Source organism: Dyadobacter sp. (assembly GCF_017744695.1).
In the GTDB taxonomy this organism is placed as follows: domain Bacteria; phylum Bacteroidota; class Bacteroidia; order Cytophagales; family Spirosomataceae; genus Dyadobacter.
This window is the reverse complement of the sequence record NZ_JAGIAS010000002.1, coordinates 208,914-225,978: the sequence shown is the minus strand read 5'-3', so window position 1 is coordinate 225,978 and position 17,065 is coordinate 208,914. Positions and strand designations below refer to the sequence as shown.

Annotated in this window: 15 protein-coding genes; 4 read left to right on the top strand and 11 right to left on the bottom strand. The window is 49.9% G+C overall.

What is annotated here, in order from left to right:
* Positions 1-419: 419 nt before the first annotated feature.
* Positions 420-2,564, top strand: a complete 2,145-nt coding sequence (locus tag J7619_RS08485; protein ID WP_409012715.1) for a S9 family peptidase — start codon at positions 420-422, stop codon at positions 2,562-2,564.
* A gap of 417 nt (positions 2,565-2,981) precedes the next feature.
* On the opposite strand, the gene J7619_RS08480 is transcribed toward J7619_RS08485, so the two are convergent.
* The 6 genes from J7619_RS08480 to J7619_RS08455 all read right to left on the bottom strand — a co-directional run bounded on the left by J7619_RS08480 (position 2,982) and on the right by J7619_RS08455 (position 8,071).
* Positions 2,982-4,265, bottom strand: a complete 1,284-nt coding sequence (locus J7619_RS08480) for an O-acetylhomoserine aminocarboxypropyltransferase/cysteine synthase family protein (protein ID WP_291196934.1) — start codon at positions 4,263-4,265, stop codon at positions 2,982-2,984.
* Positions 4,266-4,382: 117 nt separating this feature from the next.
* Complete coding sequence (locus J7619_RS08475) at positions 4,383-4,913, bottom strand: NADPH-dependent FMN reductase (RefSeq protein ID WP_291196932.1); 531 nt, start codon at positions 4,911-4,913, stop codon at positions 4,383-4,385.
* A gap of 48 nt (positions 4,914-4,961) precedes the next feature.
* Positions 4,962-5,486 carry a DinB family protein gene (locus J7619_RS08470; RefSeq protein WP_291196930.1) on the bottom strand — a complete coding sequence of 175 codons (525 nt, stop codon included), beginning with the start codon at positions 5,484-5,486 and terminating at the stop codon, positions 4,962-4,964.
* Positions 5,487-5,554: 68 nt separating this feature from the next.
* Entirely contained in the window at positions 5,555-6,502 is a 948-nt protein-coding gene (locus J7619_RS08465) for a YafY family protein (RefSeq protein WP_291196928.1), read from the bottom strand.
* A gap of 36 nt (positions 6,503-6,538) precedes the next feature.
* Entirely contained in the window at positions 6,539-7,552 is a 1,014-nt protein-coding gene (locus J7619_RS08460) for an LLM class flavin-dependent oxidoreductase (protein WP_291196926.1), read from the bottom strand.
* A 114-nt stretch (positions 7,553-7,666) separates the two neighbouring features.
* Complete coding sequence (locus J7619_RS08455; protein WP_291196924.1) at positions 7,667-8,071, bottom strand: DUF2147 domain-containing protein; 405 nt, start codon at positions 8,069-8,071, stop codon at positions 7,667-7,669.
* A gap of 549 nt (positions 8,072-8,620) precedes the next feature.
* On the opposite strand from J7619_RS08455, the gene J7619_RS08450 reads away from it, so the two are divergent.
* Both J7619_RS08450 and J7619_RS08445 read left to right on the top strand, forming a co-directional pair.
* Complete coding sequence (locus J7619_RS08450; protein WP_291196922.1) at positions 8,621-9,850, top strand: GAF domain-containing sensor histidine kinase; 1,230 nt, start codon at positions 8,621-8,623, stop codon at positions 9,848-9,850.
* A gap of 84 nt (positions 9,851-9,934) precedes the next feature.
* Positions 9,935-11,161 carry a methyltransferase domain-containing protein gene (locus tag J7619_RS08445; protein ID WP_291198289.1) on the top strand — a complete coding sequence of 409 codons (1,227 nt, stop codon included), beginning with the start codon at positions 9,935-9,937 and terminating at the stop codon, positions 11,159-11,161.
* Between the two features lie 2 nt (positions 11,162-11,163).
* On the opposite strand, the gene J7619_RS08440 is transcribed toward J7619_RS08445, so the two are convergent.
* The 4 genes from J7619_RS08440 to J7619_RS08425 form a co-directional block, all read right to left on the bottom strand.
* On the bottom strand, positions 11,164-11,622 hold the full coding sequence (locus J7619_RS08440) for a hypothetical protein (RefSeq protein ID WP_291196920.1): 459 nt from the start codon (positions 11,620-11,622) through the stop codon (positions 11,164-11,166).
* A gap of 64 nt (positions 11,623-11,686) precedes the next feature.
* Positions 11,687-12,145, bottom strand: a complete 459-nt coding sequence (locus tag J7619_RS08435; RefSeq protein ID WP_291196918.1) for an SRPBCC domain-containing protein — start codon at positions 12,143-12,145, stop codon at positions 11,687-11,689.
* A 314-nt stretch (positions 12,146-12,459) separates the two neighbouring features.
* A complete protein-coding gene (locus J7619_RS08430; protein ID WP_291196916.1) occupies positions 12,460-13,365 on the bottom strand; it encodes an AraC family transcriptional regulator in 906 nt (301 codons plus the stop codon).
* Positions 13,366-13,371: 6 nt separating this feature from the next.
* Entirely contained in the window at positions 13,372-14,214 is an 843-nt protein-coding gene (locus J7619_RS08425; protein ID WP_291196914.1) for a ThuA domain-containing protein, read from the bottom strand.
* 137 nt (positions 14,215-14,351) lie between these two features.
* Here J7619_RS08425 and J7619_RS08420 point away from each other — a divergent pair, with 137 nt between their 5' ends.
* Positions 14,352-16,469 (top strand): Tex family protein, encoded by a 2,118-nt coding sequence (locus J7619_RS08420; RefSeq protein WP_291196912.1) that lies wholly within the window; start codon positions 14,352-14,354, stop codon positions 16,467-16,469.
* 53 nt (positions 16,470-16,522) lie between these two features.
* On the opposite strand, the gene J7619_RS08415 is transcribed toward J7619_RS08420, so the two are convergent.
* Positions 16,523-16,969 carry an SRPBCC domain-containing protein gene (locus tag J7619_RS08415; protein WP_291196910.1) on the bottom strand — a complete coding sequence of 149 codons (447 nt, stop codon included), beginning with the start codon at positions 16,967-16,969 and terminating at the stop codon, positions 16,523-16,525.
* Between the last annotated feature and the right edge of the window lie 96 nt (positions 16,970-17,065).

The window sequence follows — 17,065 nt, the reverse complement described above, 5'->3', positions numbered from 1 at the left end:
TGCCGGCGCTTTTTTGTGGATTTGCCTGAGAAGTATTGTTAGGGGATTACTATTGGTATTAATTAAAAGTTTTGAACAATTTAAAAGAATGATACTATTCGAGCAGCCCCGGGCTTCGAGGATGTATTGAAAGTTCAGTATTTCAGGTATTAATTTAAAATATAAAAAGTATTAAAAGGCTTATATCTAACATTATTATTTACTTATTAAAAGTATGATTAGATTAATATTTTAAATACTTTCTCAAAATATTATAAGTATTATATATTTTTCATCAAAATAAGTATAGAAATAATTGAAAGTGAGATACTTATAATAAGTTAAGGTTTATTAAAAGTATTGTACTAATAATACTAATTATAGTTCTGGTTAATAACTTAATGTATTGAAATACAGTCATCTATAACCCCGTCCTGCATATGAAGAAAAATTTCTTACTTTTAACTGTTATCATTTTTTCGTGTAACCAAAACAAACCCGTGAAACAAGCATATCAATGGCCGGGGGCCACACCTCCCGTAGCAGTAATGAAAGACCATGAAACCGGAATGCATGGCGACAAACGGAATGACGAATACTACTGGATGGGCGACTTCTTTCGGGAAGGGCCTGATAGCGATAAGGTCGTTGACTACCTGAAAGCCGAAAATGCCTACACCGATACGATGATGGCGGGCACCGCGAAGTTTCAGGAAGCACTTTTCTCCGAGATGAAGGGGCGGATCAAAGAGAAGGACGAGTCGGTGCCGGTGTTCAGCAATGGGTATTGGTACTACACCCGCAGCGAGGAAGGGGAGCAGTATTTTAAATATTGCCGCAAGAAAGGTTCGCTCGAAGCCAGCGAGGAGATCCTGCTCGACGTCGATAAAATGGCGGAAGGTCATGCATATTATTCCGCGGTGGGCTTTAATGTAAGCCCGGACAATAAGCTGCTGGCTTATGGGGTCGACACCGTTTCGAGACGGCAATACACCCTTTACATCAAAAACCTGGAAACCGGCGAGCATTTTGCCGACAAGATTTACCCGGCAAGCGGCGGTTCGGAGTGGGGGAATGATAACAAAACGCTTTTTTACACGGCTACCAACCCGAAGACGCTCCTGAGTGAGAAGATTAAGCGCCACACGCTTGGTACGGATTCGAAAAAGGACGTGGTGGTTTACAATGAAAAGGACAAGAGCAACTACATCGGGGTGGGGAAGACGAAATCGGACAAATACATTGTGATCGCATCTTCGGCCACGATGTCGTCGGAATACCTGATCCTCGACGCGGACAAGCCGGAGGGCAAGTTCGAAGTGTTTCAGCCCCGGATGAAGGATGTTTTGTACGACGTTGACCATCAGGGGGATAAGTTCCTGATCGTGACCAATAAAGACGCGCTGAATTTCAGGCTGATGGAAACACCGGTGACCCAAACGGGCGTCGAAAACTGGAAGGAAGTGATCCCCAACCGCGCGGATGTACTGCTCGAAGGTATCGATGTTTTCAAGGACCATCTGGTGATCACAGAGCGAAAAAACGGCCTGTTGCAGCTTCGTATCCGGAATATCCGTACGAATAAGGAGCATTATGTGGATTTTGGCGAGCCTGCTTATACCGCATACGCCGGCTCGAACCCGGAATACAACAGCTCGACGCTGCGCTACATTTACACCTCGCTCACAACGCCAAGCTCGGTGTATGACTACAACATGGAAACCCGTGACAAGGAGCTGAAAAAGCGCCAGGAAGTGGTAGGGGGCTATAATCCCGAGGAATATGTCACGGAACGTTTGTATGCCACCGCACGCGATGGCGTGAAGGTACCGATTTCAGTGGTGTATAAAAAAAGTACGCCGAAGAGCGCCGAAACGCCGCTTTTGCTCTACGCATATGGTTCATACGGGAACAGTATGGACGCGGCGTTCAGCAGCACGCGCCTGAGCCTGCTCAACCGCGGGTTCATATACGCGCTCGCACACATACGAGGTGGGCAGGAAATGGGCCGCCAATGGTACGAGGACGGCAAAATGTTCAAGAAAAAGAACACGTTCAACGATTTTATCGATTGCGCGGAATACCTCATCAAGGAAAATTACACTTCCAAAGGGCATTTGTTCGCTGAAGGCGGAAGCGCCGGCGGCCTGCTCATGGGGGCGATCAGCAATATGCGTCCCGACCTGTGGCGCGGCATCATCGCCGATGTGCCGTTCGTAGATGTGGTAACTACCATGCTCGACGAAAGTATTCCGCTCACTACCAATGAGTTCGATGAATGGGGTAACCCGAAAAACAAGGATTCGTACGACTATATGAAATCCTATTCTCCCTATGATAACGTGGAGAAAAAAGCATATCCGAATATGCTCATTACGACTGGTTTGCACGACAGCCAGGTACAGTATTTCGAGCCTGCCAAATGGGTAGCGCGCCTGAGGACCCATAAAACCGACCACAATGTGCTGCTGCTAAAAACGAACATGGAAGCCGGCCACGGCGGAGCATCGGGGCGGTTCGATTATTTGAAGGAGATCGCGCTGCAGTTCGCGTTTATGTTTGCGCTGGAAGGCATTAACGAATAAAGTTTGAACGCCGGGGGGCTAAATTTTGAATGAGTGAATGAGTGAATAAATTTTGAATGATTGAATGAATGATTAAATGAGCCGCCGTGGAACGGGGAATGAGTGAATAATTAAGGAAATGCGTGGTTGAAATGCCGTTAGGCATGTAATATTGGTAGTTAACCGTTATTAGTGATGTTCGGAAATGCCCTTGGGCATGTAACAACAGCGCACTGTAATCGCCAATGCGATGTTGTTACATCCCTGACGGGATTTTGAAACGTCTTGCCATTGGATTTACTACCAATATTGCATCGCTACGCGATTTTTACTGTCAATTCACTCATTCCCCGTTCCACGGCGGCTCATTCAATCATTCAATCATTCAATCATTCAATCATTCCCCGTTCCACGGCGGCTCATTCAATCATTCAATCATTACGCCCCAATCGCCTGCTCCACATCCGCAATGATATCGTCGATATGCTCGATACCTACGGAAATGCGCAGCTGGGTAGGGAGTACGCCTGCCGAAAGTTGCTCTTCGTCAGATAGTTGAGAGTGGGTAGTAGATGCCGGGTGGATGATGAGCGTTTTCGCATCGCCTACGTTGGCGAGGTTGCTGATCAGTTTCAGATTATCTACAAAATGCTCGGCGGTTTTCTTGTCACCTTTCAGTGAGAACGACAGAACGCCTCCAAAACCCCGTGTAAGGTACTTTTTGGCCAGCTGGTGGTACTTGTTCCCTTCCAGCCCGATGTAGTTTACGCTCTCCACTTTCGGGTGTTTTTCAAGCCATTGCGCGAGTTTTAATGCGTTTTCTGCAATGCGTTCTACCCTTAGCGACAGGGTTTCAAGCCCTTGCAGGAACAGGAACGAGTTGAATGGTGATAGAGACGGGCCCCAGTCGCGCAGGCCTTCCACGCGGGCGCGGATGATGAACTGGATATTGCCGAATGGCCCGCCAATACCGAAAACATCGTTCAGAACAAGCCCGTGGTAGCTCGGCGAAGGCTCGGTAAACTGCGGGAACTTGCCGTTGCCCCAGTTGTAGGTGCCGGCGTCGACGATCACGCCGCCGATGGAAGTACCATGTCCGCCAATCCACTTCGTAGCCGACTGCACCACCACGTGTGCCCCATGTTTGATAGGCTGAAAAATCGCCCCTGCCGCGCCGAATGTGTTATCGACGATCAACGGGAGGTCATACTTCTTTGCAAGCGCTGAGAATGCCTCAAAATCGGGTACGGAATAGCTGGGGTTACCGATTGTTTCGAGGTAGATGAACTTGGTCCGGTCGTCGATCAGCTTTTCGAAGCTGCTCACATCGTCGCCATCCGCGAACCGCGCTTCCACGCCGATGTTTTTGAAGGAGTTTTTGAACTGGTTATAGGAACCGCCGTAGAGAAAGGAGGTGGTTACGAAGTTATCGCCGACGGTCGTGATGTTATTGATCGCCAGAAATTGCGCCGAATGCCCCGAACCGGTTGCCAATGCCGCCACGCCTCCTTCCAATGCCGCCACACGTTTCTCGAAAACGTCGTTGGTCGGGTTCATAATGCGGGAATATATGTTGCCAAACTCTTTCAGTGCGAACAGGTTAGCAGCATGCTCGGCATTGTTGAACACGTAGGAAGTAGTTTGGTACAAAGGCACGGCCCGTGAATTGGTAACTGGGTCGGGCTGTTGTCCGGCATGAAGCTGCAAAGTCTCAAATTTCATTTGGTTAGAACGTTTAAGGTGGATAAACTCCAAATGTATCAAACTAAATGATATTACTCTATGAAATTTATAGTCTTTTGCTTGCCGGATAATAAATTGGATTTTGATAAGGAGACACTAGCCTCCGATCAAGCTGAGCAGATTGGCACATTGTACGCTAAGTTCGTTGAGCGTATGGGCGTCTGTTACGCGGCCTTCCGTGATTTTCGCTTTGACATTCGGAATGGACAGCGCGGAGGCGTCGTTCTTTTTGGTGCCCAGGGCAGTCAAAGTAAGCAACAACGAGGCCAACGCATTGTTTCCGCCCGAATTGAGCGGCGAGGCACTGATGGCCGACACGGGCTTATCGTTGAGGTCGCCTGTACCAACCGTCCAGTCCAGTGCGTTTTTGAGCGTCCCGGGTACTCCGAACGCATATTCCGGCGTACAGATCACCACCGCGTCGGCTTTTGCAATGGCAGTTTTGAATCGCGTTACTGCGCCGGTATCAGAAAGGCCCGGACTGAAATGGTCAATTTCGTCCAGGCCTTCGAAAATTTCAAAAGTGATGTCGGAAGCGAAAAGGCCTCCCAAGGTTTTTAGGATGATGGTGTTGGTGGAATCGGCGCGCAGGCTGCCCGAAATGCCCAGTATGTGAATGTGTTTCATAATCAGCATTACAAAAACCGTGCGCTGCGGGTTTCCGGTGCTGCCAATTTATTTAGCCATGACATTATAAAAATTGTAATCGGTCATAGGCGCGTCGGTGAAACCCAGGTTGCGGCCCATGGTGATGATCTGCCCGCGGTGGTAGGTGGTATGGTTCACGACATGCATGATGTATTCGAAGTTGGGAAAATTGCACTGGAACCACTGGCTCACCACAAGCGTCTCGTTTTGGATTTGCTCAACAGTGAGCGTTTCAACGTATTCCGCAAGCTCCTGAGATTGCGCTATAAGCGTATCAAATGTCGAGTCAAGATCTCCATCGAAATCCTGGCCGCTATAATTGCTCGCGGGATTAAGGATCGACAGCCAGTAACGCTGTGTTTCAAGAATATGGATGAGCGTCAGCCGGATGGTTGTAAAGCTTGATTTCAGCTCCGTTTCGAGGATTTCGGCCGGTTTTGTGCGTAGCCAGTTCACCAATGTGCAGTTGGCCCAGTGGTTGTAATCTGCGAAATTTTTCATCGCATAAGCCAAACTTTTTTCTGCGGTCGGAATTTCAATTGTAGCTGACATATCTTCTTTGTTTAAGTGCATTACAAAGAAAACAGATGCCTGTGACAGCCCTGTGTCAGTAGGAATCATCAGTGGTTCAAATTTTCCAGAATTTTTTCAGAAAGCTGTCGCACGATCGTTTTGAGCGCCTCCGGCTCCATGATGCATGCCTCGGGGGCGATCATCATGTACCACCGGGCAAACCCTTCGAGCGATGCACTGAGGAAGGTCATTTCAATGTAGTCGTCGTGCTCGATCTCCGAAGCGAAGCCATAATAGCTTCGTTGCTCGCGGATGTAACGCGCCACGCGCTTCTCCACGCGCACACGCACGAGGCGCATATTGTCGTTCTCCCAGCTGTCGTGCATGAAGTCTTTCAGCGGCGCATGCTTATGCTGGAACGGACGCTCGGTCATGTCGCATTGCAGGATCCGGTCGGAGCGGAAATTGCGGTAATCGTTACGGAGGTGGCAGAAGGCAATGGTGTACCAATAATTGTTTTCATGATAAATGCCTACCGGCTCGATAACGCGCTCCACCGGCTCGGTGGCGCTTAACGCTACATAGAGGATTTTAGCAATCTTGCGTTCCGAAATGCTATTGAGCAGGATATCGAGCGTATTGCTGTTGGGCTGGTGAAATGCCCGCGGGCGGCTCCGCACTTCAATGTGGTTTTCGAGGTTTTCCACCATCGATTTTTCGGTGCTTCTCAGCACGGCTTTGATTTTGTACATCGCCGCCTGGTAATGCGATTGCGTCGAAAAATCGGTGAACTTCTCCATCAGTTTTTCGGCTGTGATGAAGGTACGGGCTTCTTCCTTGGTGAACATAACAGGAGGCAGGCGGTAGCCATCCATAATGGAATAACCTACGCCTGCCTCGCCTATGATGGGAACGCCCGCTTCCGCGAGCGAGTTGATGTCACGGTACACCGTCCGCAGACTGATCTCGAAGCGTTCGGCCAGGTCCTGGGCTTTGACAATTTTGCGGGATTGAAGCTGGATCAGGATGGCTGTAATGCGGTCGAAACGGTTCATGAGTGTCGGTGAAGAAATGTCCGGCACAAATTAAGTTTAAAGAACCGGTTCTCTCAAATTAAATGCTTCCGAAATCAATTGAAAGGATTTGATACGGTTTTCAAACGTATCCGCCATGGTCGATACCATCACCTCGTCTGCTTCAAAATCCACCGCCAGTTTTGTCAGTTGCTCTTTCACCGACTCCGGCGTGCCCGAAACGATCCGTCCGCTGTTGTATTTGATCCGGTCCAGTTCGCCGAAATTGAACTGGTATTTCCGCACCGTTTCAGGGTCGGGGAACGGCCCGAATTTACCGCGTTCAAACTCCACCAGCACGTAATCCATCATCTTACGCATCAATGCTGCCTTTTCTTCTGTTTCGGCGCATAAGGTGAATGCGGAGATGATCACTTTGGGCTTTTCGAGCTGGTCCGACGGACGGAAATTGCGTTTGTATTCTTCCACCACATCAGGCTTCACAAAGCCGTTGATGAACTTTGCCACGGCCAGGCCCATTCCGAAACGGGCCGCGATATTGCTGCTGCCGCCGCTTGAGCTCAGTATCCATTGCTCCGGAATGGTCGTCGATTGCGGCGTGGCATAGATAAACCCGCGTTCGGTGCCGGCTGTATCCCTGAAAAAATGCTGTAAATGTTCGAGCTGGCGTAAGTAGCTGCTTTCGCTGAAATCGTTGGACGGGTTCAGGAGCGAGGAAGTAATGCGGTCGGTGCCGGGCGCGCGGCCCATGCCGAGGTCGATGCGGCCCGGGTAGAGCGTTTCGAGCATTCGGAAATTCTCCGCCACTTTCAATGCGCTGTGGTTAGGCAGCATGATCCCGCCCGATCCGACGCGGATATGGCTCGTGACATCAGCCAGTTTGACCATCAGGACTTCCGGTGCGGAGCCGGCAATAAAGGTAGAATTATGGTGCTCGGAAACCCAGAAGCGGCTGTAACCAAGTTCCTCGGCCAGCTTTGCGGTAGCAATGGTTTCCTGAATGGCCTCACTAACGGTCGATCCGTGTCTGACGACGGATTGGTCGAGGATACCCAGTTTGAAATGCTTCATACGATACATACGTGATTTGGAGCATAACACGGCCGGGCCCGTTTGTATTCATTCGGGAGGCTTTAAATGTCCTTTCTGCAAGTATAGTAACGTTCGCCGGCGGGGTAGGGGAGGCTAAGGTACGCGGTCCCAATAGGTACTTCTGCCCAGCAACGGTATGCCCACGTAGCTCCGTACTTCGAGTTTTTCCTTGCGTAATTTAATCAGGCAATTGTAGGTTTTGCCGCTCTTGGGGTCGTACATTTTGCCGTTGTCCCAAACGTCTTCGCTAAAGACGAAGTTATTTAGCAGGTTCACATGAAGCAGGTTCCGGGTGCGGAGTTTCTCATTCGAATTCCGGGAATCCTTCCGGGAAGTTTTGCCATCGGCTTCAAAGAGGTCTTCCGCCCAGAGCAGGCGGCCGAAATATTCCTCCCCGTTTTTATAGATCTCGATACGGGTATCTTTTTCTTCGTTGATCCACTCGCCAACGATCTTATCCGCGATGATAATTTGTGATCCGGCTGGGTTGAAACTCACGAAAAAAAATATAGTAAAAAGTATTTTATACATTCTAGTGACGTCCGTCGGGCTGGTTGATGGTGTTTTGAGAATCTTGAAAATATGCAAGTTTTTTATTTCTAAAACTTTACAGTGTTAATTATTGTAAAAATGGAAACAGCGATATTTGGCCAAAATCGACGATATTTATCAATGGTTTTATATTTAACAATGATAGATTTCATACTTAACGTTGTTAACTCAACTCCGTTGGCTACCATGTGCTTTGTTCAGTCCAATTATTTTGGATCGTTGGTGTGACAATATACGACAGTTCATTCAATTACGAAACAGAATTATTCCAAGATGCGCCTCGCAGGTATATTGTACCGTCGGCTGCCCGGCTGCTTGTGGAGCGCTGTTTCTCATCCAATACAGCAAAAGTTATTCCGCATAAGAATTTGTATCCAGCGGTGATTTTGTTCTTCTCCATGGAAAGGTACCGGCGATTTGCGGCATTGTTTTTTATAGAACTAGTTCTCTTTTTGCATGAATGTTTGTAGAATTGGATATAAACTACACTTGCCTATGCGTAATGTCCAAGCGCCTGTGCCTGACAATGAAATGGAGCGTCTGCTTGCGCTCTCTGAGTTGGATATCGACTATTCGGATCATCAGATCACATTTCAGGACTTGGCCAAGCTGGCCGCCAAAGTAACAGGTACCAGGATCTCGCTCGTGAATCTCCTCGATTCGCTTACTCAATGGACCATCTCGAACTACGGTTTCGATATCGAGCAAATGCTTCGGGAAGATTCCGTTTGCCAGTATACCATTATGGAGTCCGATCATTTTGAAGTCGGCGATTTGAGCGAGGACGAGCGCTTTAAGGACAAGGTGTATGTCGCCGGTGAGCCTAATGTGAAATATTATTACGGCATACCGCTCAAAACGGGCGACGGATTGCATATAGGTGCGTTGTGTGTGCTCGACCAGGAGCGCAGGACGCTCGAACCCGAGAAAATAGAGCTTCTGAAAATCATTGCCGACGAGATTGTCGCCCGTCTGAAAACGCACAGGGTATTGGAAAGTTTGAAGTCCAGGCTTCTGCAAGCCGGGCAGGCGCAGAAAAAGGTAGCGCATGACATCCGGGGCCCGCTGGGCGGGATCGTAGGGCTTGCGCAAATTATTCGTGACCAGGGTGAGCAAAACCGGATGGACGAAGTACTTGAGTTTATTAACCTGATCCATAAAAGCGGTAATTCCATCCTGGATCTGGCCGAAGAAATCCTGGATTCTCACAGGGAAAAGCCAACGGGCACCAGTGCACCGGGGGCGTCGAATGGCCAGGGTTTCACGCTGATGATCTTCAAGGATAAGCTCGAAAAGCTTTATGGTCCGCAAGGCAAGCACAAAAACATCCGCTTCACGGTGCAAACAAGCCCATTGACCGAGAATATCCACTTTTCGAAAAACAAATTGCTCCAAATTACAGGCAACCTGATTTCGAATTCGATGAAATTTACGCCTCCCGGTGGTGAGGTGGCCGTCGAACTGAACTTGCTGATCGACCAGGCGAGGCCTGTGCTGCAAATTTCAGTACGCGATACAGGTGTAGGGATGAGCGAGGAGAATATACGGGCGATTCTCTCGGGGAATGCGTCGTCAACCAACGGAACTGGCGGCGAACAAGGTTTTGGGTTCGGGCTGGCATTAGTGAAACACCTGGTCGACAGCCTGGGCGGAAGGATCAACATTACTTCGGAGCCTGGTATCGGCACCAATTTTGAGATCAGTCTTCCGCAGAATATCTATTAACCCCGGTCAGTGGTTCCCGCGCATTTGCATTCCAGCCGATCCCTTGCCAATTTTGTCCTCTTGTTTTACCTGGAAATTGAAATTTTGAAACTCTATAAAGGACTCGTTGCCGCTACTGTTGAGGCATTGCAGGATGTTTTTATCAAAAACCGGCAGGCCGACCGCGTCGTTGAGCAATTGCTGAAATCCAATAAAAAATGGGGCGCTCGCGACCGCGCTTTCATCGCCGAAAACGTGTATGAAATGGTACGCTGGTGGCGGCTGGTGAAATACGTCGCCGAAGTAGAGAAGGCAACGGAGAGCGAAGATTTCTGGCGGCTGGCAGGCGCCTGGCAACTGATCAAACCTTTGCATTTGGACGGGCATGAGGCCTTGGATAGTTTACCGGAATGGCCAGAATTTGAGCATGTAGATCCACAGTCGGTCATGGAACGGTATCGGGAGGCGCTGAAAACCCGCAAGATCGCCCAATCGATACCGGATTGGATCGACCAGATCGGTGAATCGGAAGTCGGGGAGGAGTGGCCTGCCGAGCTGGCGGCACTTAACAAAACCGCTCCGGTGGTTTTGCGTGTCAACTCACTGAAAACGGATATTGCCGCAGTGCGGGAACAGCTGGGTTTCGAGATCACCGAGACTATCGCCGGCGTTCCGGAGGCATTGGTACTTAAGAAGCGGATGAACGTATCGGGGCTGGATAGTTTCAAAAACGGCTTTTTTGAGGTTCAGGACGCCGGTTCGCAACTCATCGCGCCCTACCTGGATGTACACCCGGGCATGTCCGTGATCGATGCCTGCGCGGGGGCAGGAGGGAAAAGCCTGCACCTGGCCGCATTGCTTGGCAACACCGGCTCGATCCTTTCTATGGACATCGAACACCATAAATTGCAGGAACTGGAACGCAGGGCCTCACGAAATGGCGTCACCAATCTGACGACCATGCTCATCAGCTCCGAGAAAATCATTACTAACCTTGCGGAAACTACCGACCGCCTGCTGCTCGATGTCCCGTGTTCGGGATTGGGCGTTTTGAGAAGAAACCCGGACAGCAAATGGAAGCTTAAACCCGAGTTTCTGGATAAGATCCGTAAAGTGCAGGCAGATATCCTGGAAAACTATTCTAAAATGGTCAAGAAAGGCGGAAAAATGGTGTATGCGACGTGCAGTATCCTGCCTTCGGAATCGGAGGAGCAAGTACGGGCATTTACGAAGCGCCACAAGGCCGAATGGCGGTTTGTTTCGGAACACCGTACCTCGCCGGCGCGCGAAGGTTTCGACGGATTCTATATGGCGCTACTGGAACGGAAATAGCATTATGCCGCCGGTTGAACGGCAAAATACCATACCCAGGCGATCAGGAAGAGCTGCATCGGAATGCGAAACCATAAATAGGCCGGGCCTTTGCCGTCATAGGTGCCTTTCTGGTAATCGAGGTGGCGATTGGCGGCGTAAATGTTAGCGGGAAGCAATGCGACGAAGAACAGGATCAGAAAGATACCTGTCGCGTATCGTGCAGCCGGGAAAAGCAAAGCGATCCCCGCCGCGATTTCCATCAACCCGGTCAGCAGCACCATGGCTTTTTTGAATGGAACAAATGGCGGGATCATCATCGCCATCCCTTCCGGGAATTTGAAATGGCCTAATGCGGTGAACAGGAGCATGGCACACATGGCGATATTCCCGCTTAAAATGTAGGCCGGTTCGCCCGAACCGGCCCAGGTAATGCCGAGGCTTGCCAAAAATGTGGCGATCAGAATAATGAGTACTGGCATAGTTGATGAATGTGTTTTCCCGTGAAAGCGAGAAACACATTCAACTAGTTCCCCGGCAGGTCACTTATGCACGCTGTGCTTCCACCAGTTTCTTGATTTCGACAAGGATCGGGTTCCAGCCTTCGCCATTGTTGTAGGAATCCTGGTACCGTTTCTCGCCTTCCGCCACGGTGCTGTAATCGCCCTGCGTGACCTTCAAAACAGTCTTTTCTCCTTGCGGAACGAGGTCGTAGGTGACCTGAAGATAGTTTTCGGAGATGTCGTCGATGTTCGAATGCGGATCGATGGTGGTGTAGCGGAGGAATTTCCCGGGGGTTATTTCCAGAACTTCCCCTTTGACCCAGATAATCTCTTTGCCTTCGTGCTCGCCTTTCCAAAGCAATTCGCTACCGACATTCCAGTCGGAAAGTGCCTCACAGCCAAACATATACTGTTTTGTCTGTTCAGGATTTACAAGCGCGTCCCAGACGTGTGCTGCGGGCGCATCGATGGTAATTTCGTTTTGTATGATTAATGGTTCCATTTGTTTGAATGAACCGCCGTGGAGCGGGAATGGGTGAATAAATTTGAATAAGTGAATGTCAGGGGCGGTCAGGTGTTGTCAGGTGTGGTCAGGTGTAATCAGGTATTGTCAGCTATTGTTTTGGAAATAGCTGGTGACGGTCCTGACGATGTCCGGCCAGGCTGTGCTATCCTTGACTACACCTGACTATCCTTGACTACACCTGACTATACTTGACCACACCTGACCACCCTGACCACCCTGACCACCCTGACCACCCTGACTAAATTCCCGACGGCAATATTACGCCCCGCCAGCCAGTACCGGATTGCGTTTTACGGATTATTTCTAACCGAAAAGGGAGTGATGCCGAATTTCTTTTTGAAGGCATTGTTGAAATGCTGAGGCGTTGCGTAGCCCAGCTGCGTGGATATTTCGGCGGCTGTTTGCTGGGTGTCCAGCAGGTATTGTTTGGCGAGTTGCAGGCGCTGGTCGGTGAGATACCCGAAAATGGTATTGTTGAATGTCTCCTTGAAACCCTTTTTCAGTTTATACTCATTCAAACCTACATGATGCGCGATTTCCGAAAGATTGGGCGGACAATGTACGCGTTCGTTGATCAGGTCGCGGACGGCGATAATTTTCTCCTTGTCGGTCTTGGTTTTGATGAAGGGATCTGTTTTCCGCTCAGAGGCCTCGCAGGCGTCGGCGCACAGCACGAGGAGCTCTATGCTTTTCGAAAGGAGAAACAGCTTTTTTAGGCTTTCGGAATACCTGCAATGAATAATCTGCTGAATTACCTGCTGTATCGGCGAATCGATTGTGCCCCAACTGTCGGTCAGAATGGCACTTTTACCAAGTATAACAGCCTCCGAAAAGCGTTTGAGCGCGTCGCTGGCATTTTGGGTAAACTGGATGAAGATATCCTTGGGAAACTGAATGCCGAAGGTCTCGATTTCGAGGGTCTTCGCCTGAACAGTCATTTCAAACTCCCTGGAATACATGATGTTATGATGCCCGCCGACGAGGTCGAATGTTTTTCCGAGCTGATTATAGGTAAACATATAATCGCCTTTCAACCCAAAATGCATGCGTACCACGTCGATATTGGCGCTTTTGGAATGGAAACCAGACAATTCCGTGAACCGCGAAACCGCATGCCCGAGCAGGATGCCGTCGCATTGCCAGGTGGTGCCGGTCATATGGCCCTTGTCGAAACTGCGGGTCTGCCTGTCTTCCATGGTCGGTTACTTTTTTCGGTTGGCGAGCCAGACGATCGAGTTCACCAGGAACTGGTTCTGTGCGTCGTTATCAAAGGTAAATGATAATTCCTTGTTCGTTTTATTCTCGTAATCGATATCGTTATGCCCCATATTCATATAAACCATTTTATACTTTTTATTGGTCCACGCGACGGGATAGTAGCCGCTGTGCCAGATCTCATGCTGTTTGGGGCCGGTACCCAGCGGGAAGCTTGACGGATCAATCGATAGAAGAATTTGAATATCAGGATTTTGGGTTAAATCTCTTTCCCAGCGGTACCATTCGTTGGGCGAAGCCTTGAAAGTACTGCCCAACCCCTTGGTAGCCGGGCTTTGGGCATTTTCCACTTTCAAAACCGCCGAAGTGGGGCGCCAGGTATTGCTTTTGTACTGTCCCGAGCTCAGGAATTGCTCATGATACCAGTCCCAGTTTTGGGGGTAGGCCGAGGGCGTTAATGCGAATGCGGCGAAATGAAATCCGATCCATCCTCCGCCATTCTCCATATACTTCTGAAATGCAGCACGCTGTTCCGGTTTTTCCGGGCGCGTGTCGAGGAAAAGCACGACCTGGTATTTAGACAGGAACTCGGCATTCAGATTGTCCCAATTGCTGGTGGAATCATAGGTGAACCCGTTTTTGGCACCTAGTTCGGGTAAACGTTTGTGGGCTTCACCGACAAAACTGATGTGCGCCTGGTCGTTTTTGCCGGTGAAAAAGGCAACCACTTTAAATTTGGGCTTCTGCTGGGCGGATGCCTGATGCGGGGCGGATAACACGGCGAGCACAAGGGCCAGGACGGCCAGTGGCTTTCCGAACAGGTACTTCATGGGATAAGGGGCTAGGTATGAGGATTAAATTACACCAAATATAAACGGTAAAATGCGTACGTGGCTTCGTCGCTAATTTTAGTTTTGAAAACCGTGAATATCCGCTTTATTTGCCGTTTCCAATTTCATTAGTAATCATGAACTACACCCTTATTGCACAACAGGCGGGCGTCAGCGACAAGCAGGCGAGAAATACCATTGCGTTATTCGAGGAAGGCGCCACGGTGCCCTTTATAGCGCGGTACCGCAAGGAAGCGACGGGCGGACTGGATGAGGTCCAGATCGGCAGCGTCAAAGAGGCATGGCAGAAGCAGCAGGAAGTCGAGAAACGCCGGGAGGCCATTTTGAAAAGCATTGAAGAGCAAGGTAAGCTCACGCCTGAACTGAAAAAGAAGATAGAAGGCGTGTTTTCGATGACCGAACTCGAAGACCTTTACCTTCCGTATAAACAAAAGAGAAAGACCCGGGCGACCATCGCCATCGAAAAAGGTCTGGAACCGCTTGCCAAACTGATTTTTGAAGGCAAAGAACGCGATCCGGAAGGTAAGGCAGCCGCATTCCTGAACGAACAGGTAGCGAATGCCGGCGACGCGTTGCAAGGCGCGAGAGATATTATTGCGGAATGGATCAACGAAAACCAGGAAGCACGGACGAAAGTCCGGTACACATTTCAGCGCGGGGCCATCATCACTTCTAAAGTCAAGAAGAAGAAAGAGGAAGAAGGGGCCAAATACCGCGATTATTTCGAGTTTTCGGAGCCTTTGGCTAAAATACCTTCACACAGGTTGCTCGCGCTGCGCAGGGGCGAGGAAGAAGGCATTCTGAGCGTCGACATTTCGCCTGATGAAGACTTGGCGCTTGAAGCGTTGGATAGGTTGTTTATGTTTGGCACAGAAGCCTGCAAAGACCAGCTCGAACTGGCGATCGGCGACAGCTACAAACGGTTGTTGAAGCCGTCGATCGAAACGGAATTTGCCAATTTATCCAAAGAAAAAGCGGATGTGGCGGCGATCCAGGTGTTCACTGAAAACCTCCGGCAATTGCTGCTGGCTTCGCCGCTGGGCCAGAAAACGGTGCTGGCCATCGACCCGGGCTACCGCACGGGTTGTAAAGTGGTCGTGCTGGATGGCCAGGGCAATCTCATGGCAGACCATGTCATTTATCCGTTCGACAAACCTTCGGAAGCGGGTGCTCGGATCAGCGAGCTGATCCGGAAATTCAAAATCGAGGCGATTGCCGTGGGTAATGGTACTGCCGGACGCGAGACAGAAGACTTTGTGAAGAAGCTGCTGGACGGCTCCGGGCAGTCGGCGGAAATCGGGCTGTTTATGGTGAGCGAGCAGGGTGCGTCTATTTATTCGGCTTCGGAGGTCGCGCGTGAGGAGTTCCCGGATAAAGACGTGACGGTCCGTGGTTCGGTATCGATCGGTCGAAGGTTGATGGACCCGCTGGCCGAGCTGGTGAAAATCGATCCGAAGTCGATTGGAGTGGGACAGTACCAGCACGATGTGGACCAGAATTCATTGCGAAATGCTTTGGACGTAGTCGTAGAAAGCTGCGTGAATTCCGTAGGGGTAAATCTCAACACGTCGAGCAAGCATTTGTTGCGCTATGTTTCGGGTCTCGGACCCGCTCTGGCGCAAAATATCGTGGATTTTCGGGCCAAAAACGGAAATTTCAAATCGAGGCAGCAATTATTGAAAGTTCCCCGCCTCGGAGCGAAGGCGTTTGAACAGGCTGCGGGCTTTTTACGCATAGAAAACGGTAGCAACCCATTGGATAACAGTGCGGTACATCCGGAGCGTTACGAGCTGGTGGAGCAAATGGCCAAAGATGCCGGCGCTACGGTGAAGGATTTGATGCAGAAACCCGATTTGCGCCGTCAGATTAAAATTGAAAAGTATGTGTCGACAGCAGTAGGCCTTCCTACTTTGAAGGATATTCTGGCCGAGCTCGAAAAGCCCTCGCGTGACCCGCGCGCGGAAATGAAGAAGTTCGAGTTCGACGCCTCGGTGCGGAAGCCGGAAGATCTCAAGGTCGGGATGATCCTCCCCGGGATCGTGACGAACATCACGGCGTTCGGAGCGTTCGTGGACGTCGGCGTGAAACAGGACGGGCTCGTCCACGTTTCGCAAATGGCAGACAAATTTATAAAGGACCCGAACGAAGTGGTGAAGTTGCAACAGCACGTTACGGTCAAAGTGACCGAGGTTGATCTCGGCAGGAAGCGGATCGCGCTGTCAATGAAACTTTGAAAAATACAAAACCCGTTGGAGTCGGTTCCAACGGGTTTTGTATTTAAATACCGTTAAAGGACGTGCAGCCTTTCTTCCTCCACAACCCTTTTCAGATCGTGCAGCACGTTCAACCAGTTGCCCTCCGCTTTCACGACGGCATCCTCGTCTTCCAGGTTGTCCTGGGTCACTACCAGCGTCGTATTCTCATGATAGTCCGACAGGTGGAAAGTCACATGCGTATAATTATCCTCAAAATCCTCAGTGCCCGACAGCGGACTCCAGAATGAGTAGCTCAACTCGCGTTCAGGCGTGATCCTCAGGATTTCGCCCTTATCGACATAATGCTGGCCATGCCATTCGCCTTCAAAGGTAATGGGGCTTCCGATTTCAAAATCCGAGCGCATTTCGGTACCGTGAAAATACTTTTTGACGAGTTCGGGTTCTACCAATGCCTTCCAAACCGCAGAAGGGCTTGCATGGATAGAGATGGTTGTGGTTGCAAGCTGTTTTCTGTTCATGTTATTCGGAGTTAGTACTGTGATAAATGCTGAGAAAACTATGCCAAAAGACTCGGGCGCAACACAAACCACGCCCGGATTTTGATCGTTGGTTAC